Source organism: Neptunomonas japonica DSM 18939 (genome assembly GCF_000422765.1).
Lineage (GTDB): Bacteria > Pseudomonadota > Gammaproteobacteria > Pseudomonadales > Balneatricaceae > Neptunomonas > Neptunomonas japonica.
On record NZ_AUGR01000024.1, the window covers coordinates 43943 to 61984 of the forward strand.

The following is an 18042-nucleotide window of genomic DNA, read 5'->3' on the forward strand; positions in this document are numbered from 1 at the left end:
TATGTGTAATGAGTAAAAATAAGGCTAGGATGGCCTGAGGATGATATATGCACAAGGATGCGCATACGGACCGGGAGCACTCTCAATCCGGTTTCACACTTATTGAGTTAATGGTAGCGCTGTCTATCATGCTTATTCTAATGTTTTTGGCAATACCTTCGTTTTCGCAAATGCTAATGCGCAGTGAAATAACAGCTGCCTCAATGGCTATTCGTGCAGGCTTATCTGTCGCTCGCTCTGAAGCGGTAAAGCGAGGTGCTCAAGTTCAAGTATGTAGCTTGTCCGCAGCTGTAACGCAATGTGCCGGTAGTGTTGGTGTTGGGCGCATAGCTTGGGATGATGGCTTTATTGTCTTTCAAGATGTCGATAGCGATAGGGTCTATAACGCCGCTATAGATGAATTGCTACATACCGCACGTTTTAGCGAATCTCTAGATATAAATTGGGGACGAGGGCATTATTTAATCTACGTTTCATCTGGGCGGTTACTGTTGGGCAATAGCTCATTTCGTATTAACCACCCCAGCTACGCATTGGAGCGACGCTTGATTCTTAATATTATAGGTAGAGTGCGTTCTATCGATATCTAAAATGTTCTACACTGCTTTTTTGTTGAAATTGAACTAGGTGTAGTAATGAGCGACTTTGTCATTGTTGGTGCGGGTGTTGTGGGTATGATGCTTACGCGTGAATTAGTGCAAGCCGGTGCGACAGTCTCATTAGTAGACCGTTTAGCATGTGCTCAGGAGTCAACATGGGCGGGCGGTGGTATTGTGTCGCCTTTATATCCTTGGCGTTATTCTGAACCCGTTACTCAACTGGCAACCTGGTCGCAAAGTAGTTATTTACATCTGTCACAAGATCTTCAAGAAGAAACCGGCTGTGACCCTGAGCTTCGCCAAAAAGGTATGTATATGGTGGATGTTGAGGATGAGCACGATGCATTGGCTTGGGCGGCTAGATTCAATCGGCCAATGCTCAAGGTTGATGCAGCTCACCTGTATTCAAGAGAAGCTAATTTTTGCAGCGGGCACACTAGCGCATTATGGATGCCAGAAGTCTGTAGTATCCGTAACCCTCGTTTAGGGAAGTCTTTAAGAGCTAGCTTGGAGAAATCACTCAGTGTGACCTTGTACGAACACCACGAAGTAAAACAATTATTATTGGATAATGGGAAAGTTCATGGTGTGAGGACTGCTCATGGTGATATCACGGGTGGAAAAACTATTATTACAGCAGGGGCGTGGAGTGGTGAGTTATTAAAGCCGCTAAATGTTAGTTTGCCTGTAGAGCCTGTGAAAGGGCAGATGATGATTTTTAAAGCGTCTGTAGGGACCGTAAATAGAGTTATATTGATGGCAGGGCGTTATGTTATTCCACGTAATGATGGTCGTATTTTAATAGGTTCCACTTTGGAGCACGAAGGATTTGATAAAACGACAACACAGCAGGCGCATGACTCTTTGTATAAAACAGCCGTAGGGATTATCCCCTCTTTGGCTAATTATGCTGTAGAGCATCACTGGTCAGGCTTGCGACCTGGTTCGCCACACGGTGTACCGTATATTGGTGACGTGCCGGGTTATGAAGGGCTTGCGGTAAATGCAGGGCAGTTTCGTAATGGTTTAGTGTTAGCGCCTGCTTCAACACGTTTACATGCAGATCTACTATTAGGGCGAGAGCCAGTTATTGATCCTGCAGCCTATTGTTTAGAAGGGCGTGTCTAAGCCCTTCTAACGACAAGGTAAGCGCTTAATCGTAGATAGTGGGAATCGGTTGGCGCTTATGCTGTGTTTTCAAATAGATGCTAATCAGTTTTTCTTCAACCTCTGGTGTAACGCTTTTTCCTTCTAAGAAATCATCGATGTTGTCATAGGTTAAGCCCAGTGCCTGTTCATCTGATTTTTGCGGAGCAAGGCACTCTAAGTCAGCAGTAGGTGTCTTATGTACGAGGCTTTTTGGTGCGCCAAGCTCCATTGCCAATTGACGAACTTGGCGTTTATTCAAGCCAAATAGTGGTGCTAAGTCACATGCACCATCACCCCACTTGGTATAAAAGCCTGTAATGTTTTCAGCGGAGTGATCTGTTCCGAGTACGAGTGCGCCAACGATTCCTGCAATCTCATATTGAATGATCATGCGGGCTCTGGCTTTAACATTACCTTTTGCGAAATCAATAGCCGCATCATTCGCAGAAAGTAGCTGGCTTTGCTGTAATGAAGATGTGACTTCTTGATGCAGAGCATCAGCGCCTGACTTCACATTAACGGTAAGTGTTTCGCTTGGCTTAATAAATGAAAGAGCACGTTGCGCATCATCTTCGTCGTGCTGGATGTTATAAGGTAGGCGGACTGCAATAAAAGCATAGTCAGAGGTTTGTTCTTCTTGATTAAGCTCATCAACGGCACGTTGAGCGAGCCTTCCACAAGTGGATGAGTCGACTCCACCACTAATGCCTAACACGAGATGTTTTAAGCGAGAGCCACGTAAACCTTGTTTGATGAAGCTGATGCGTCGTTTTATTTCAAACGCAGGATCTATTTCAGGTAGAACTTGCATCTCTTTAATGATGTCATCAGCATTCATTGCGTCTAAATTCCTATATTAATGGCTCAAAAATTACGTACTGTCAGATGATTATTCGAAAACACCAAAAGTAGCACGATCAAACCAAGACCTTTTCTTTTCTATCTTAGTCTGTTGCTCCGTGGCCTTAGTGCTAGGGCGTGATGGTGGAAGAGGTTCTTCGCTGCTACCAAGCAATCCGAAGGTTGCCGTTTCTAGTAATGTTTTATTTTCTTGGCGATAAGTTCGTAAATCATAGTCAGGGTAGTTCGCTAATAAAACATCACGCGCACTACTGGCTAAGTCAGTCATGCCTAGTTCCGTATATGCTTGGTACATAACAGCAAGCGCATTAGGGACGGCGGGTGTGTTTTGTAAATTCTCTACTACATAGCGTCCACGGTTAGCGGCTGCAACAAAAGCACCACGCTTCATATAGAAACGAGCCACATTAACTTCATAGGTCGCTAGGCGGTTTTTCAAAAACACCATGCGCTTACTGGCATCAGGTGCATATTGGCTGTCTGGGTAGCGGTTTAACAGTGTGGAGAAGCTTTCGAAAGAATCTAAAGCGGCCCCCGGGTCACGTCGGGAGATATCAATAGGTAAATAACGCTCAAAAAAGGTTCTGTCCTGCTCAAATGCCGTGAGACCTTTAAGGTAGTATGCGTAGTCGATATTTTCGTGAGAGGGGTGCAGTCGAATAAAACGATCTGCTGACGCACTAGCGGCTTCAGGCTCATAGTTTTTGTGGTAAGCGTAAATTAATTCTAACTGAGCTTGCTCTGAATAGCGGCCAAATGGATAGCGAGCCTCCAGCATCTGCAGTTTTTCAACAGCTAGTTGATAGTCCTCCAGCTCAAGTGCAGAAATTGATTCTTCGTATAGTTGTTGTTCCGGAATATCCGGTATCTCTTTATCACCACCAAACCATGAACAACCGGTTGCCAGAACGCAAAGGGTGACGGTACCAACGATTTTTGCCAAGCGCATGTAATAAATCCTGATATTCCAAGTATTCGATTGTCGGCGCGACTCGCCGTATCGGGTATACTGAGCCAAAATGCTTAATTAACGGTCTATTTAACCATAACCGGAAGCTAAGAAAAATCATCAGCGCTACAGATCGGTATATTGATGTCAGAAAAGATTGAATTAGAAGTAATAGTTCCGGGTGCATTGACCGGAAAACGTCTTGATCAGATTGTTGCTCAGTTGTTTTCAGAGTTTTCGCGTTCACGGTTGCAGTCCTGGATAAAAGAGGGTTTCGTCACTGTTGACGGGAAGCAAGCTAAAACTCGGGAAAAACTCTACGGTGGCGAGCGCATTGTTATTAATGCAACGGTCGAGCCGATGGAAGAGCATCTAGCAGAAGATATTCCGTTGGATATCATCTATGAAGATGATGACATTCTCGTTGTTAATAAACCGGCAGGCCTAGTGGTGCATCCGGCTGTAGGTAACCGTACGGGTACTTTACTGAATGCTTTGCTACATCACTTTCCTGATATAGCAATGGTGCCTCGTGCTGGTATTGTGCATCGTTTGGATATGGATACTACCGGTTTGATGGTGGTTGCTAAAACTATTCAGGCGCAAACAGAGCTAGTTGGTCAGTTACAGGATCGTTCCATGGGCCGTGAGTATGAAGCGGTAGCTCAGGGAGTGATGACAGGTGGTGGTTGTGTTGAAGAGCCGATAGCGCGTCACCCCAAAAATCGTCTTAAGATGGGAGTCGTTAAAGGAGGAAAAGAAGCCGTTACGCATTACCGACTTCTTGAAAAATTCCGTAACCATACGCATATTCGTTTGAAGCTAGAAACTGGGCGTACCCATCAGATACGTGTTCATATGGCGCATATCAATTACCCACTGGCGGGCGATCAGCTCTACGGTGGGCGCTTTCGTATGCCAAAAGGGGCGACTGAAGAGGTTCAGGAAACTCTGCTAGGTTTTAAACGCCAAGCATTACATGCGAAAAAGTTAGAGTTATGGCACCCGTCGAGTCGCGAGTTGATGTCTTGGGAGATTGATTTGCCTGAAGACTTTCAGCTTTTACTGGCGGCTTTAGAGCGCGATGTTAAAGATTACGATGATTATGAATACTAGCCAGGTGTTATTGTGCAGTTGATTCGCCCTAGTTGGGCTGCGCCTCAACATATAAAGGTAGCTTCTACCACCCGCTTGGGAGGTGTTAGCAGCCCTCCTTATGATTCGCTCAATGTGGGAGATCATGTAGGTGATCAATCTAGAGCTTTTATCAGCAATCGTGAACAGTTACTCAATAAACTTGAGTTGCCTGCTGCGCAGTGGTTAACACAAGTTCACGGTACAGTTTGTGTTGAAGCGCAAAACGATGCTGTTATCCGAGAAGCTGATGCTTGCTGGACAGCTGACGCAGACCTTGCATGCGTAATAATGACGGCAGATTGTTTGCCGGTTGTATTTACGGATGGAGAGCGCGTTGCGGCTGCACATGCTGGATGGAGAGGTTTAGCTGGTGGCGTTCTGGAAACAACACTAGAAAAAATGTCAGGACCCGACATTCACGTGTGGTTAGGGCCTGCTATTGGTCCCGCTGTATTTGAAGTAGGTGATGAAGTTCGTCAGCAGTTTTGCGATCAATTGGCTCAGTCCCGCGATTGCTTTGTACCTTCTTTGAATTCGGGTAAGTGGTTGGCGGATATCTACCGGTTGGCTATTCTACGTTTACAGCGGGTTGGCGTATCTCAGATATCAGGTGGTGAGTACTGTACATATTCTGATGCTGAGCGTTTTTTTTCTTACCGTCGCGCCCCGCAAACGGGACGCATGGCAACCTTGGTTTGGAAAGCTGCGAGTTAAGCTTTTATCAAAGCAGCCTTGCTGGATAGTGAATTTATATAGGCAGCGCTGTTGTATATTTGATCTGCTCCATGGCAAAACTCGAGGTAACATCACTTAAGTCAGGTGTTTCTTCAACAAGGCGCTTATAAAAGCGATCAAACGCGGCAATATCAGCAACAACTATACGTATGAGGTAATCATACTCGCCACTCATGCGATAAAACTCGGCTACTTCTGCATAGCTAGATATCTTCTTTGAAAATGCGACAAACCAGTCATGTGAATGGTTACGTGTTTTTATATGCACGAAAACAGATACATTAAGCCCTACTTTCGCTGAATCCAGCAATGCGACCTTCTTTCTAATAACACCAGCATCTTGTAGCTTTTGAACACGCCGCCAACAGGGTGTTGATGATAGGTTGATACGTGCGGCGAGCTCCGTGATACCAAGTTCGGCATTTTCTTGAAGCTCACGTAGAATTCGTCTGTCTGTATCGTCTATTTTAATATTGGTCATGATATTAGAATTATTTTCTATTATTTATTAATTATGAATAAATAATAGCAATATTTTTATCTGCTTGCTCCTGCATACTTTTAATAACAAAAAGGAGAACAAGCCATGAGTCAAAATCACTGGTTAGCAAATGCTATTCGTATTATTGAAGCAGATTACAATCGCTCAGCTGATACACATCTAATTAAATTAGATATGCCTGCTTTTTCTGATATCGATATCTATCTTAAAGATGAATCCACGCACCCTACCGGTAGTTTAAAGCACCGCTTGGCTCGCTCATTGTTTCTCTATGCGTTGTGTAATGGCTGGATTAAAGAAGGAATGCCTATTATTGAGGCATCGTCAGGTAGCACTGCTATATCAGAAGCTTACTTTGCTAGGTTGTTGGGTTTGCCCTTTATTGCTGTTGTACCTGTGGGTACGGCACCTAAAAAGATGGAGCAGATCTCCTTTTATGGTGGCCGATGCCATCAGGTTGCTGCGACTGATTTGTGCCAAGCGGCAGCTGATATGGCAAAAGAAATGAATGGCCATTTTATGGATCAGTTTACCTACGCAGAAAGAGCAACTGATTGGCGGGGGAATAATAATATAGCGGAATCTATATTTAGTCAGATGAGTGTTGAGCGCTTTCCTAAGCCGAGTTGGATTGTGGTGAGTGCTGGAACGGGAGGAACATCAGCGACCATCGGCCGTTACCTGCGACACCAACAGTGGTGGCAGCAGCCTTCGCAGTTATGCGTAGTCGACCCTGAAAATTCAGTATTCTATGATTATTATCAAAGTGGCAATGCCAGCTTAACAATTAAGCAAGGTTCGCGCATTGAAGGTATCGGCCGTCCACGTGTAGAGCCCTCTTTTGAAGCGGCAGTCATTGATAAAATGCTGAAAGTAGAAGATAACGAGAGCTTAGCTGCGGCGCATTTCTTATCAGCAAAGTTGGGTCGTTTAGTAGGAGGCTCTACAGGTACTAACTTTGCGGGTGTGTTGGCATTGGCAAAAGAAATGCAACAGCGAGGCGAGCAAGGCAGCATTGTTACCTTGATATGTGATGGTGGAGAGCGTTATCAAGAAAGCTACTTTAATCATGACTGGCTGCTAGAAAAGGGCTATGAGGTGCCTGAAAGAGTTGCTGCAATGCAATCTTTGTACGGCTAAGTGTGATCTCTTCTGGAAAGTAAATCCTGTTTAATGGAAATAATTCTCCAATAAAGTTATTTTTATTGTTTTGTCTGATATATTGGATTTAAATATTTTATATAAGACAAAAGTAAGCATTAGGAGAAAATATGAACCGTTCAGATTTTTTACAGCAGCTGGTGCTGCAAACCGATAAGCTAAAAGCAGAGGGGTTGTTTAAAGCTGAGCGGGCTATTGCTTCTCCTCAAGAGGCTGCAATTGAGCTAACGGATGGCAACAAAGTGGTTAACTTTTGTGCTAATAACTACTTGGGTTTGTCGAACCACCCTGCATTGATAAAAGCAGCAAAGCAGGGGTTAGATGAGCATGGTTTTGGTATGTCATCGGTTCGTTTTATTTGTGGCACACAAGATATCCATAAGCAATTGGAAGCAGCATTAAGCCAGTTTCTAGGTATGGAGGATGCCATTTTATATTCTTCATGTTTTGATGCGAACGGCGGCTTGTTTGAAACCTTATTAGGTGCAGATGACGTCATTATCAGTGATGCTTTAAACCATGCCAGTATTATTGATGGTGTCCGTCTGAGCAAAGCGCAGCGCATGCGTTACGCTAATAATGATTTAGCCGCGCTTGAGCAGTGCCTACAGCAATCACAAGATGCACGAGTGAGGCTGATTGCCACTGATGGTGTTTTTTCTATGGATGGTGTAATTGCTAATTTACAGGGCATTTGTGATCTGGCTGATCAATATAATGCACTGGTGATGGTGGATGATTCGCATGCCGTGGGATTCGTTGGTGAGAACGGACGCGGTAGTCATGAACTCTGTGAAGTGATGGGACGTGTCGATATTATTACCGGTACCTTGGGTAAGGCCTTAGGGGGGGCTTCTGGCGGATATACAGCAGGTAAGAGAGAAGTGATTGAGTGGCTTCGCCAGCGCTCGCGCCCTTATCTGTTCTCTAATTCGTTGGCTCCCGCTATTGTGCAAGCCAGTTTACAAGCGCTGGAATTAGTTGAGGCTGGGGATGAGCTTCGTAAGCAGTTAAATGCGAATGCAGATTATTTTCGTCAGCAGATGGAGCTGGCAGGCTTTACTTTATCCGGTAGTGGCCATGCGATCATTCCGGTGATGATTGGTGATGCCGCATTAGCATCTACCTTAGCAGATAAACTACTCAAAGAAGGGATCTATGTGATTGGCTTCTCTTTTCCTGTTGTACCAAAAGGGCAGGCGAGAATTCGTACACAGATGTCGGCGGCTCACACTCGGGAGCAACTGGATCAGGCCATTTCTGCTTTTACACGTCTTGCTCGTGAACTGGGTATTATCTAAGGAGAGGTTATATGAAAGCGCTAGCAAAGCTTTATCCACAAGAAGGTATCTGGTTACATGAGACCGAGAAACCGACAGTGGGTCATAATGACCTGTTAATTAAGATTCGTAAAACCGCTATCTGTGGAACGGATGTTCATATTTACAACTGGGATGAGTGGTCGCAAAAAACGATTCCAGTGCCAATGACGGTTGGTCATGAATATGTAGGTACAGTGGTTGAAATTGGTTGTGAAGTAGAAGGCTTTTCAATTGGTGATCGAGTTTCCGGTGAAGGGCATATTACTTGTGGACACTGTCGTAACTGTCGAGCAGGGCGTCGTCACTTGTGTCGTAATACGCAAGGTGTGGGCGTGAATCGTCCCGGTGCTTTTGCTGAGTACCTTGCTTTGCCTGCGATAAATGCATTCAAGATTCCTGATAATATTTCGGATGATTTGGCTGCAATTTTTGATCCTTTTGGTAATGCATTACACACGGCGTTGTCGTTTGATCTGGTGGGTGAAGATGTGCTGATTACTGGTGCAGGGCCTATTGGAATAATGGCGGCTGCTGTTGCAAAGCACGTAGGTGCACGACATGTGGTACTAACGGATGTGAATCACTATCGACTGTCTTTGGCCAAGCAACTAGGTGTAGTGCATACCGTTAATGTTGCTGAGCAAGCATTAGAAGCTAAAATGGCAGAGCTACAGATGACAGAAGGCTTTGATGTAGGTTTAGAGATGTCGGGTGCGCCTGCTGCCTTTCGTAATATGCTAGATGTCATGAACCATGGCGGTAAAGTTGCTATGCTGGGGATTCCGTCCTCCGATATGGCAATAGACTGGACCAAGGTGATATTTAAAGGATTGGTCCTAAAAGGGATTTATGGCCGCGAGATGTTTGAAACCTGGTATAAAATGGCCAGTATTATTCAATCCGGGTTAGACCTTACACCTATTATTACCCATCACTTCCCGTTGAAAGATTTTCAGCAGGGTTTTGATTTGATGCGCTCTGGTGCTTCTGGCAAGGTGATACTTGATTGGCCTGAATAAGCAAGCTTAGTTAATCGAAGTTTGTTTTAAGTTTTTGATGTTAATTGTATTTTAGCGTTTATGTACAACTAGAAAAGCTCGGGCCGTTGTTTTTCCTGGGTTTTTTATGGAGTGCTGAATGTCGGCGGGGTAGCGTAGTGTATCTCCTGTGGTCGCTTTTGTTCGTACTTCTTCTTGGAGTATCACTTCCATCTGTCCTTCGATAACCGATAAGTGCTCCTGCGTACCACGTACATGTGCTTCTGACTCTAGATGGCTACCGGGTTGAATGATTAGCTGATACCACTCAAATTCGGTGGCCGTATCTACAGGGTTGAGTGCAATCAGTTCACAGCCCTGATCTTCGCTGTGCATTCTCGGTGTGTTGATCGCATCTTGTCTCATGATTGTTGGAGGCTGGTTTTCTGTGCTGCTATGCGCCAAGTCATCAATGCTAACGCCTAATGCTTGAGTAATATTCCATAAGTTTGTGAACGTAGGGTTGGCGTTGCCTCTCTCTATCTCTGATAGCATTGAGCGTGACACATTAGATAGCTCGGCAAGCTGAGAAAGGTTAAGCCCGAGTGTTTTACGACGTTGCTTCATGGCTAATCCAAGGTTTGGTGTACTTCTCTGGCTCACTGACAACTCCTATTCATCAAAAATAGCACTCATGATAAAACACTCGACGGTTTTTGTCCTTCAGGTGTTTTGGAATCAGCTGTATGTATATAAGCTTTTGTTGATATTTATCATACCTCCTTGAGATAACCGAGAGGATAATCATTCTCATTATCTTTCATGGTGAGGTGGCTAGTTGTGACTCTTGACTCTTTAGTACGTGGGCAATCTAGAAAAATCGTGGATATTTCTGGCTCTGGCGACTTTCGGCAGCGTTTGGCCACGCTGGGTATCTTACGTGGGCAGGTGATTCAGCTATCAGCGGTATCTCCTTGGGGAAACCCTAAAGTTTACCGACTGGGGCGACAGAGAATCTGCTTACGAAATGAAGAAGCCGTATGTATTCAGGTAGCTGATAATGACTAAAAAGCATTTCACTATTGCGTTAGTGGGCAATCCTAATTGCGGTAAAACCTCTTTATTTAATTTGCTCACAGGTGCAAGGCAGCGTACTGGCAATATGGCGGGCGTTACCGTTGATATCAAGCAGGGTACGCGAGAGTATGGAGGCCTAACGCTGACATTTGTGGATCTACCCGGTATTTACTCGTTAAGTCAGAACCGTGTGGAAGAGCGGGTGACGCGAGACTACTTGCTATCAACACCCCCCGATTTCATTCTGAATGTACTCGATGCTAGCCACCTTTCACGTCATCTGGCACTAACAACACAATTGTTGGAGCAAAGCTTACCTACCTTACTCGCATTGAATATGATGGATGAGGCGGCACGCTTGCGCCAAGTGCCTGATCTAAAAGAGTTATCTAGCCAGTTGGGTGTTCCTGCGTTGGCAAGTGATGGTCGCAATATCAATATTATTAAACCTTTACTTGATCAGCTGGTGGCCTCATTGCTGGCACATAATCAGCACCAGTCATCATTGATATCTACTTTTCATGCATTAGATATAGTCTATGAGCCTCATATTGAACAAGCCGTAGAACAACTGCAGCTTGCTGACTTGCCCCGTTGGAAGGCGATTCAGTGTCTAGAAGCGCAAGGGGATGTTGGTTTTCAGCTAAATGAGAATGCACAAAAGGCAATGACGAGTGCATTGCAAATACTTGCACAGCGCCATGATGAAACCGCGACCGAAATGATAACCGCGGGGCGTTACGGTTATATACATGGTTTATTTCATGAAATAGATGAAAACCATGTGGATATCAGCCGTATTGATAGTTGGCTGGATAGTATTACGCTTAATCGTTGGTTGGGTTTACCTCTATTTTTTATATCATTGTGGCTGATTTTTGAAGCAACATTTACTTTTGGCGCTTATCCCGCTGACTGGATTGAACTGGGGGTTTCTCTACTAGGTGATGGTGTGGCTTGGTTGTTACCTGATAGCCTATTTAGGGCTGTTATTACTGATGGACTGTTGGCTGGCGTTGGCGGTGTTCTAGTGTTTTTACCCAACGTAGTGTTGTTGTTCTTTTTTATCGCGATCTTAGAGCAAAGCGGTTATATGGCGCGAGCGGCTTTCCTCACTGATAGAGTCATGAGTAAGGTCGGTTTGCATGGCAAAGCGTTTGTGCCTTTGGTGATGGGGTTTGGCTGTAATGTACCGGCCATTATGGCAACGCGAACGATTGAGGAACCCCGAGCACGCCTGATTACTATCTTGATCAATCCTTTTATGAGCTGTTCGGCGCGCTTACCTGTGTATGTCTTATTAGCAGGTATCTTTTTCAAAGATAATGCGGGCAGTGCTCTTTTTGGGATTCATATGCTAGGCATTATGGTGGCATTCATGATTGCTGCGCTGTTATCTCGCTGGTTACCCGCGCAACCTAATGAAATCTTTATTATGGAGCTGCCTCCTTGGCGCTGGCCATCATGGCGCTCATTAGCGTTGCATGTGTGGGATAAAGTAAAAGACTTTCTACACAAGGTAGGCGGTGTGATTTTAGTGGGGTCTTTGGCGGTGTGGGTGTTGCAAACGTTTCCGATGCATGCCGAGATGTCATTTCTTGAACAGCTGGGGCGTTGGATGGCGCCAATATTTGCTCCTTTGGGTTTTCAGTGGCAAGAAACTGTCGCGCTGCTTTCTGGATTTTTAGCAAAAGAGGTTATTGCAGCGACGTTGGCGATGGTTTATCAGGTTAATGCTGAAGATATTGGTGGTTTACAGTTAGCCATTCAGGCAGGTTTGGCACCTGCCGCTGGGCTGGCTCTAATGGTGTTCACTTTATTATATATGCCTTGCTTGGCAACTCTTGCTGTCATTCGCAGGGAAACCGGCAGTTGGCGCTGGGCTGCTTTATCTATTTTCTCGGGCTTAGTATTAGCTTGGGTGGGTGGCTGGTTAGCGTTTACCTTGGGTAGTTTGCTCTTCTAAAAGATGATCTGGATCACATCTGGTTAAATATTAATCATACATGGCTTGAATCAGCCATCAAGTATCCCCATATCAGATGCAAAGAGACAGCGGCTCCGTCATATTGTGAGCCGCTAACAGGAGATGCTTATCTATGCGACCCGATAAATTCACTTCAAAACTTCAGGATGCGTTAGGTGAAGCGCAATCATTGGCAGTCGGTAAAGACCATAATTTTATAGAGCCGATTCATTTACTTGCAGCGTTTTTACAGCAACAAGACGGTTCTGTTCGACCGCTGTTGGCACAAGCCGGTGCAACCTTGCCTCAGCTCACGCGTAGTGTTGGTGAAACGTTAGACCGTTTACCGCAAGTGCAAAGCCCAGATGGGGAGATTCGTTTATCCCAGAATATGGCGCGCATCTTTAATTTGACCGATAAGTTAGCGCAAAAGCGTGGTGATCAATTTATAGCTAGTGAGCTAATCGTATTGGCCATGCTAGAAGATAAAAGTGATGCCGGTAAGGTGTTAAAAGATGCTGGAGTTACTAAACAATCTTTGGAGCAGGCTATTAATAATATGCGTGGTGGGGATAGCGTGAATGACCCTAATGCTGAAGGCAGTCGTCAGTCGTTAGATAAATACTGTATTGATCTAACTGAACAGGCTGAACTAGGCAAGCTGGACCCTGTCATCGGTCGTGATGATGAAATCCGCCGTACGATTCAGGTATTGCAGCGTAGAACCAAAAATAATCCCGTATTAATTGGCGAGCCTGGTGTAGGTAAAACGGCCATTGTTGAAGGCTTAGCTCAGCGTATTATAAATGGCGAAGTACCTGAAGGGTTAAAGCGTAAGAAAGTGCTATCACTAGATATGGGCGCGCTGATTGCGGGAGCTAAATTTCGTGGCGAATTTGAAGAGCGTCTTAAAGCTGTATTGAACGAACTCTCCAAGCAGGAAGGACAAATAATTCTCTTTATCGATGAATTGCATACGATGGTAGGTGCCGGTAAAGGTGAAGGCGCCATGGATGCTGGGAATATGCTGAAGCCCGCTTTAGCGCGAGGCGAGTTGCACTGTGTTGGTGCAACTACGCTGGATGAGTATCGACAGTATGTAGAGAAAGATGCTGCCCTTGAGCGCCGTTTTCAAAAAGTGCTGGTGGATGAACCCACAGAAGAAGATACCGTAGCTATCTTGCGTGGCCTGAAACAACGCTATGAAGTACATCATGGTGTGGAAATAACAGACTCTGCCATTATTGCGGCTGCAAAATTATCACAACGCTACATTACGGATCGGCAGTTGCCAGATAAAGCGATTGATCTGATTGATGAAGCGGGTTCACGTATTCGTATGGAGATGGATTCTAAGCCTGAAGACTTGGACCGTTTAGAACGTCGTTTAATTCAGCTGAAAATGGAACGTGAAGCGCTCAAGAAAGAGAAAGATGGTGCCGCTCGCAAGCGTTTGGCAGAGCTTGAAAAAACGATTGAGTTGCTGGAGCGTGAGTTTGCTGATTTAGAAGAGATCTGGAAAGCTGAAAAAGCAGCCTTGCAGGGGTCTCAGAAGGTTAATGAGGCGTTAGACCAGGCGTTAGTAGAGTTAGAAAAAATTAAGCGAAGCGGTGATCTTGCTAAAGCATCAGAGCTGCAATACGGCATTATTCCTGAATTGCAAAAGCAATTGGCAGCTGCCAGTGAAGCAGAAGAAGCGGGTCAGGAAAATAACAAACTGCTGCGCAACAAAGTCACAGAAGAGGAAGTCGCTGAAGTCGTTTCGCGTTGGACCGGTATACCTGTGAGTAAAATGCTTGAAGGTGAACGTGAAAAGCTACTGCGTATGGAAGATGCATTGCATCATCGCGTCGTTGGCCAAAGTGAGGCAGTGGTGGCTGTATCAAATGCAGTACGTCGCTCACGAGCGGGTTTAGCTGACCCAAATCGCCCGAATGGTAGTTTCCTATTTTTAGGCCCTACTGGTGTGGGTAAAACAGAGCTGTGTAAAGCGTTAGCTAATTACCTGTTTGATACCGAAGAAGCCATGGTGCGTATAGACATGTCAGAGTTTATGGAGAAACACTCTGTCGCTCGGCTGATCGGGGCTCCTCCAGGGTATGTTGGTTATGAAGAGGGAGGCTATCTGACTGAGGCCGTGCGTCGCAAGCCTTACTCAGTTTTACTATTGGATGAGGTGGAAAAGGCACACCCCGATGTGTTCAATATTTTGCTACAAGTACTAGAAGACGGCCGTTTGACTGACGGGCAAGGAAGGACAGTGGACTTCAGAAATACCATTGTCGTAATGACATCAAACTTGGGTTCTCACCTTATTCAGAACTTCAGTGATGACGATGATTATGAGCTAATGAAGCGAGCGGTAATGGAAGAGGTGGGTTCTCACTTTCGACCAGAAGTTATTAACCGTATTGATGAAGTTGTGGTGTTCCACAGCCTACGTAAAGAGCAGGTAGCGGGCATTGCTACGATTCAACTGGAGCGCTTACGTCAGCGTTTAGCTGAACGTGAATTAACGCTAACGCTAACGCCTACGGCACTGGATAAGTTGGTTGAAGTTGGTTTTGAACCTATTTATGGCGCGCGGCCATTGAAGAGAGCAATTCAGCAGTGGATTGAAAACCCATTGGCACATGCGCTATTGGCAGGTAAATACTTGCCAGGCACTGAAATAGCTGTCGATGTAGAAGCGGGAGAGTTCGTTTTTCGTTAAATGGCTAAATATATGTTCTAAAGCCCGCTAACTCAGCGGGCTTTTTTATATATGTATTCTGCTGATTACTGGTGAATAGTATTTTTATGGCCTACTTTAATGAATGTGTTTTGATAAAAATCCCGGTAGCTATTGCTTAAAGGCAAGTCGGTTGTAGAGAGTAGTAAATGGAAAATCTGAAAGTATTGATCGTTGATGATGCAAAATTTATTTGCGAGCTCGTCTCTAAAATAGTGAGTGAGGCGTTTCCGCAATCTTCGGTTAAAGCCGCTTTTAATGGTGAAGAGGCTCAGTCGCTACTTTCTTCAGAAACATTTGATATTGTCCTGTGTGATTGGGAGATGCCTAAAATGAGTGGCTTGGAAGTACTCGAATGGACGCGCTCACAACCGCAATACAAAACAGTTCCGTTTGTCATGATCACCAGCCGTGGTGAGCGAGAATATGTACTTAAAGCGATTCATGCGGGTGTTAATGATTACTTAGGTAAACCGTTTACTAATGAGCAGTTAGTCCAGAAAATGAATAAGGTGTTAGGTAAGCAAGCCGCACCAGATAAAGCAAAACAAGCTAAAGCCGCTAAGATGCTGCAACAAGAACGCGCGAAAGTTGAAGTTACGCCAAAAAGCGTATCAAAACCAAAAGGTATGGCAAGTTTACGTGTGCGTGATCAAGTGTTTAAGTGTGCAATTAAAGATATGAGTTTGAAAGATGTGCTGGTGGTTGTGAAAAATGCAGGTGTTTTTCCGCAAGTACTGGATCAGGCCGTGATCGACATTGAACAGCTATCGGGTGATAGTGTGGCAAGGGTTAATGGGTTTATTCAAATGGTACAGGCGGCAGATCCACATATAAATTCTGCGTTTATAAATATCAAGGTCACCCTAGTTGATGATGACCCTGATAAAATGGCACATCTTTCTAAATATATCGCCAGCGTTCGTTAAGCTTTATAGTAACTTTTATACCATTCAATAAACTGACGTACTCCCTCTTCAATAGGAGTTGCTGGCGTAAATCCAGTTGCTTCACTGAGTGCGTCAATATCTGCAAACGTTTCGACTACGTCACCGGCTTGCATTGGCAAATACTCTTTAACAGCGGTCGTGCCTAAAGATGTTTCAATTTGCTGAATAAAATACTCTAACTCTACAGGCTGGTTATTTCCGATATTGAAAATTTTATAAGGCGCAGCACTCTCGTCGCTTTTTCCATCCCAGTCGGGGTTTTCTTGTGGAATGATATTTTGAATACGTACGACACCTTCAACAATGTCATCAATATAGGTGAAGTCGCGGCGCATTTTTCCGTAGTTAAATACTTTAATGGCTCTTTCTTCTGAGATCGCACTGGCAAATAACATCGGCGCCATATCAGGGCGTCCCCATGGGCCATACACAGTGAAGAAGCGTAAGCCTGTAGTGGGAATGCTATAAAGGTGTGAATAGCTATGCGCCATCAGCTCGTTACTTTTCTTAGTGGCGGCATAAAGTGAAGCGGGATGAGTCACTTCATCTGTAGTTGAGAATGGGATTTTAGTATTGGTGCCATATACTGAGCTAGATGAAGCGTAAACCAAGTGCTCAATCGCAAAGTGACGACAGCACTCAAGAATGACTAGCATGCCTAGCAAGTTAGAACTGGCATAGTCAAAGGGTTTATTGATGGAGTGCCTTACACCTGCCTGCGCACCTAAGTGAATAACACGTTGAATGGCTTCATCTGCAAAGATTTTTTCTACGCCTTCTTTATCAGCAAGGTCACATTTATAGAAGATGAAGTCAGAGTAAGGCTTTAACAATGCCAAACGATCCAGCTTTAATTGTGGATCGTAGTAATCATTTATATTGTCTAGGCCAATGACTTGATGACCCTCTTTCAGTAGGCGCTGAGCTACATGAAAGCCGATAAATCCTGCTGTACCGGTTACCAAAAAACGCATTGTGCCTACTCCTGATTACATCTAATTTAGTGGTATTTGATTGTAAGAAACTACCACAGTCGACAGATTGATTACTTACAGCTTTAACTTGGGTAGTCGATGGTTAAAAGTGAGCTGATGATAAATATAACCTAAACTGACAGCGGATGCTGCAATAGCAAACAGCCATGTATGTGGGAAGCCTCCGTCATAATTTATCAGGGTAACTGCACATCCCGCATGAATGGTTAGTAGGACTGCATAAAACCGGCCTTTGAATACATCTTGCCAGCGATCGCATAATTTGAGCCCTGCCCAGGCTGAGATAAGTCCGCCTGCGGCTCCCATGCATACGTCTGCAGGCCAGTGAACGCCGACAGCAACGCGTGACCAACCTATAAATACGGCGACTATAAGAATTAAGCCTTGTATAGCTCGATTGGTGGTTAACCTTGTTAATAAACCTGCCGCTGCAAATGCAGTTAAGGTATGGCCAGAGGGCATACTTTTTTTGCTGATGCTTGAACCGATGAGTTGAAAGCTTCCGGGGTCAAGAACTCCCGGTGGGCGCGGTGTTGCTAGCCAAGGTTTTATACCGTGGGTAATAAGTGTGCCAACAATGGCGGTGATCAATAATGCCAGTAGCAGGTGTGGGTAGCGGTACGCAAATAGCAGCGCCAAGGTGAGAACGACTAAGGTATCTCCCATGAACGAGAGATGCTCCCAGATAATAGCTGGCAGTATAAAGCTCAAGGCTTGAGCGGTATAGAAACCTGTTTGCAAGCCGTTGGTTAATAGCAATGCGCAGCCAAGCAGGAAACTAACAGCTGCGAGTATCAACAGCGCCTGATCAAATGCTTGCGCCTGAGGCCACGCTGCGTTAGCAGAGCTAACATGCTGCTTAAAAGTCGTAGTTCTGGGTATGTAACGCAACCCCATAAACTTGTTATTGTTAGAGTCACTCATAAAGATT

17 protein-coding genes are annotated in these 18042 nt (G+C 44.9%); 11 read left to right on the forward strand and 6 right to left on the reverse strand.

Translation table 11 applies throughout. The annotated features are described in order from the left end of the window. Nucleotides 1-47: 47 nt before the first annotated feature. Both G511_RS23955 and G511_RS0115245 read left to right on the forward strand, forming a co-directional pair. Nucleotides 48-590, forward strand: a complete 543-nt coding sequence (locus G511_RS23955; protein ID WP_028470404.1) for a GspH/FimT family pseudopilin — start codon at nt 48-50, stop codon at nt 588-590. Nucleotides 591-635: 45 nt separating this feature from the next. Continuing rightward, complete coding sequence (locus G511_RS0115245) at nt 636-1727, forward strand: NAD(P)/FAD-dependent oxidoreductase (RefSeq protein ID WP_028470405.1); 1092 nt, start codon at nt 636-638, stop codon at nt 1725-1727. Nucleotides 1728-1752: 25 nt separating this feature from the next. Here G511_RS0115245 and nadE read toward each other — a convergent pair whose 3' ends face one another. Both nadE and G511_RS0115255 read right to left on the reverse strand, forming a co-directional pair. Beyond that, nucleotides 1753-2586 carry an ammonia-dependent NAD(+) synthetase gene (gene nadE, locus G511_RS0115250; protein WP_028470406.1) on the reverse strand — a complete coding sequence of 278 codons (834 nt, stop codon included), beginning with the start codon at nt 2584-2586 and terminating at the stop codon, nt 1753-1755. A 51-nt stretch (nt 2587-2637) separates the two neighbouring features. Then, nucleotides 2638-3558: an outer membrane protein assembly factor BamD gene (locus G511_RS0115255; protein WP_028470407.1), complete on the reverse strand. Its 921-nt coding sequence runs from the start codon at nt 3556-3558 to the stop codon at nt 2638-2640. Between the two features lie 144 nt (nt 3559-3702). Here G511_RS0115255 and rluD point away from each other — a divergent pair, with 144 nt between their 5' ends. Next, nucleotides 3703-4674: a 23S rRNA pseudouridine(1911/1915/1917) synthase RluD gene (gene rluD, locus G511_RS0115260; protein ID WP_028470408.1), complete on the forward strand. Its 972-nt coding sequence runs from the start codon at nt 3703-3705 to the stop codon at nt 4672-4674. Nucleotides 4675-4686: 12 nt separating this feature from the next. Continuing rightward, the gene (gene pgeF, locus G511_RS0115265) at nt 4687-5409 is read left to right on the forward strand and encodes a peptidoglycan editing factor PgeF (protein WP_028470409.1); all 723 of its coding nucleotides are present in this window, start codon (nt 4687-4689) and stop codon (nt 5407-5409) included. A gap of 34 nt (nt 5410-5443) precedes the next feature. On the opposite strand, the gene G511_RS0115270 is transcribed toward pgeF, so the two are convergent. After that, nucleotides 5444-5911 (reverse strand): Lrp/AsnC family transcriptional regulator, encoded by a 468-nt coding sequence (locus G511_RS0115270; protein ID WP_211224923.1) that lies wholly within the window; start codon nt 5909-5911, stop codon nt 5444-5446. Between the two features lie 105 nt (nt 5912-6016). Between G511_RS0115270 and G511_RS0115275 the strand changes: the two genes are divergently transcribed. The 3 genes from G511_RS0115275 to tdh all read left to right on the forward strand — a co-directional run bounded on the left by G511_RS0115275 (nt 6017) and on the right by tdh (nt 9434). Beyond that, nucleotides 6017-7072, forward strand: coding sequence for a PLP-dependent cysteine synthase family protein (locus G511_RS0115275; protein WP_028470411.1), 1056 nt, complete (start codon nt 6017-6019; stop codon nt 7070-7072). 131 nt (nt 7073-7203) lie between these two features. After that, nucleotides 7204-8394, forward strand: a complete 1191-nt coding sequence (locus tag G511_RS0115280) for a glycine C-acetyltransferase (protein WP_028470412.1) — start codon at nt 7204-7206, stop codon at nt 8392-8394. An 11-nt stretch (nt 8395-8405) separates the two neighbouring features. Continuing rightward, nucleotides 8406-9434 (forward strand): L-threonine 3-dehydrogenase, encoded by a 1029-nt coding sequence (gene tdh / locus G511_RS0115285; RefSeq protein ID WP_028470413.1) that lies wholly within the window; start codon nt 8406-8408, stop codon nt 9432-9434. Between the two features lie 51 nt (nt 9435-9485). Here tdh and G511_RS0115290 read toward each other — a convergent pair whose 3' ends face one another. Next, entirely contained in the window at nt 9486-10055 is a 570-nt protein-coding gene (locus tag G511_RS0115290) for a helix-turn-helix domain-containing protein (protein ID WP_051222112.1), read from the reverse strand. A gap of 177 nt (nt 10056-10232) precedes the next feature. On the opposite strand from G511_RS0115290, the gene G511_RS0115295 reads away from it, so the two are divergent. From G511_RS0115295 to G511_RS0115310, 4 genes are all read left to right on the forward strand, one after another. Next, nucleotides 10233-10460, forward strand: a complete 228-nt coding sequence (locus G511_RS0115295; protein ID WP_051222114.1) for a FeoA family protein — start codon at nt 10233-10235, stop codon at nt 10458-10460. After that, complete coding sequence (gene feoB, locus G511_RS23085; RefSeq protein ID WP_036552188.1) at nt 10453-12435, forward strand: ferrous iron transport protein B; 1983 nt, start codon at nt 10453-10455, stop codon at nt 12433-12435. Before G511_RS0115295 ends, feoB begins: the two co-directional genes overlap by 8 nt. Nucleotides 12436-12568: 133 nt before the next feature. Then, on the forward strand, nt 12569-15148 hold the full coding sequence (clpB, locus tag G511_RS0115305; RefSeq protein ID WP_028470416.1) for an ATP-dependent chaperone ClpB: 2580 nt from the start codon (nt 12569-12571) through the stop codon (nt 15146-15148). A 167-nt stretch (nt 15149-15315) separates the two neighbouring features. Further along, a complete protein-coding gene (locus G511_RS0115310) occupies nt 15316-16095 on the forward strand; it encodes a response regulator (RefSeq protein ID WP_028470417.1) in 780 nt (259 codons plus the stop codon). On the opposite strand, the gene G511_RS0115315 is transcribed toward G511_RS0115310, so the two are convergent. Beyond that, nucleotides 16092-17090 carry an NAD-dependent epimerase gene (locus tag G511_RS0115315; RefSeq protein ID WP_028470418.1) on the reverse strand — a complete coding sequence of 333 codons (999 nt, stop codon included), beginning with the start codon at nt 17088-17090 and terminating at the stop codon, nt 16092-16094. The two genes, G511_RS0115310 and G511_RS0115315, sit on opposite strands and share 4 nt — an antisense overlap. Before the next feature lie 75 nt (nt 17091-17165). Then, entirely contained in the window at nt 17166-18035 is an 870-nt protein-coding gene (locus G511_RS23960) for a phosphatase PAP2 family protein (protein ID WP_051222116.1), read from the reverse strand. Between the last annotated feature and the right edge of the window lie 7 nt (nt 18036-18042).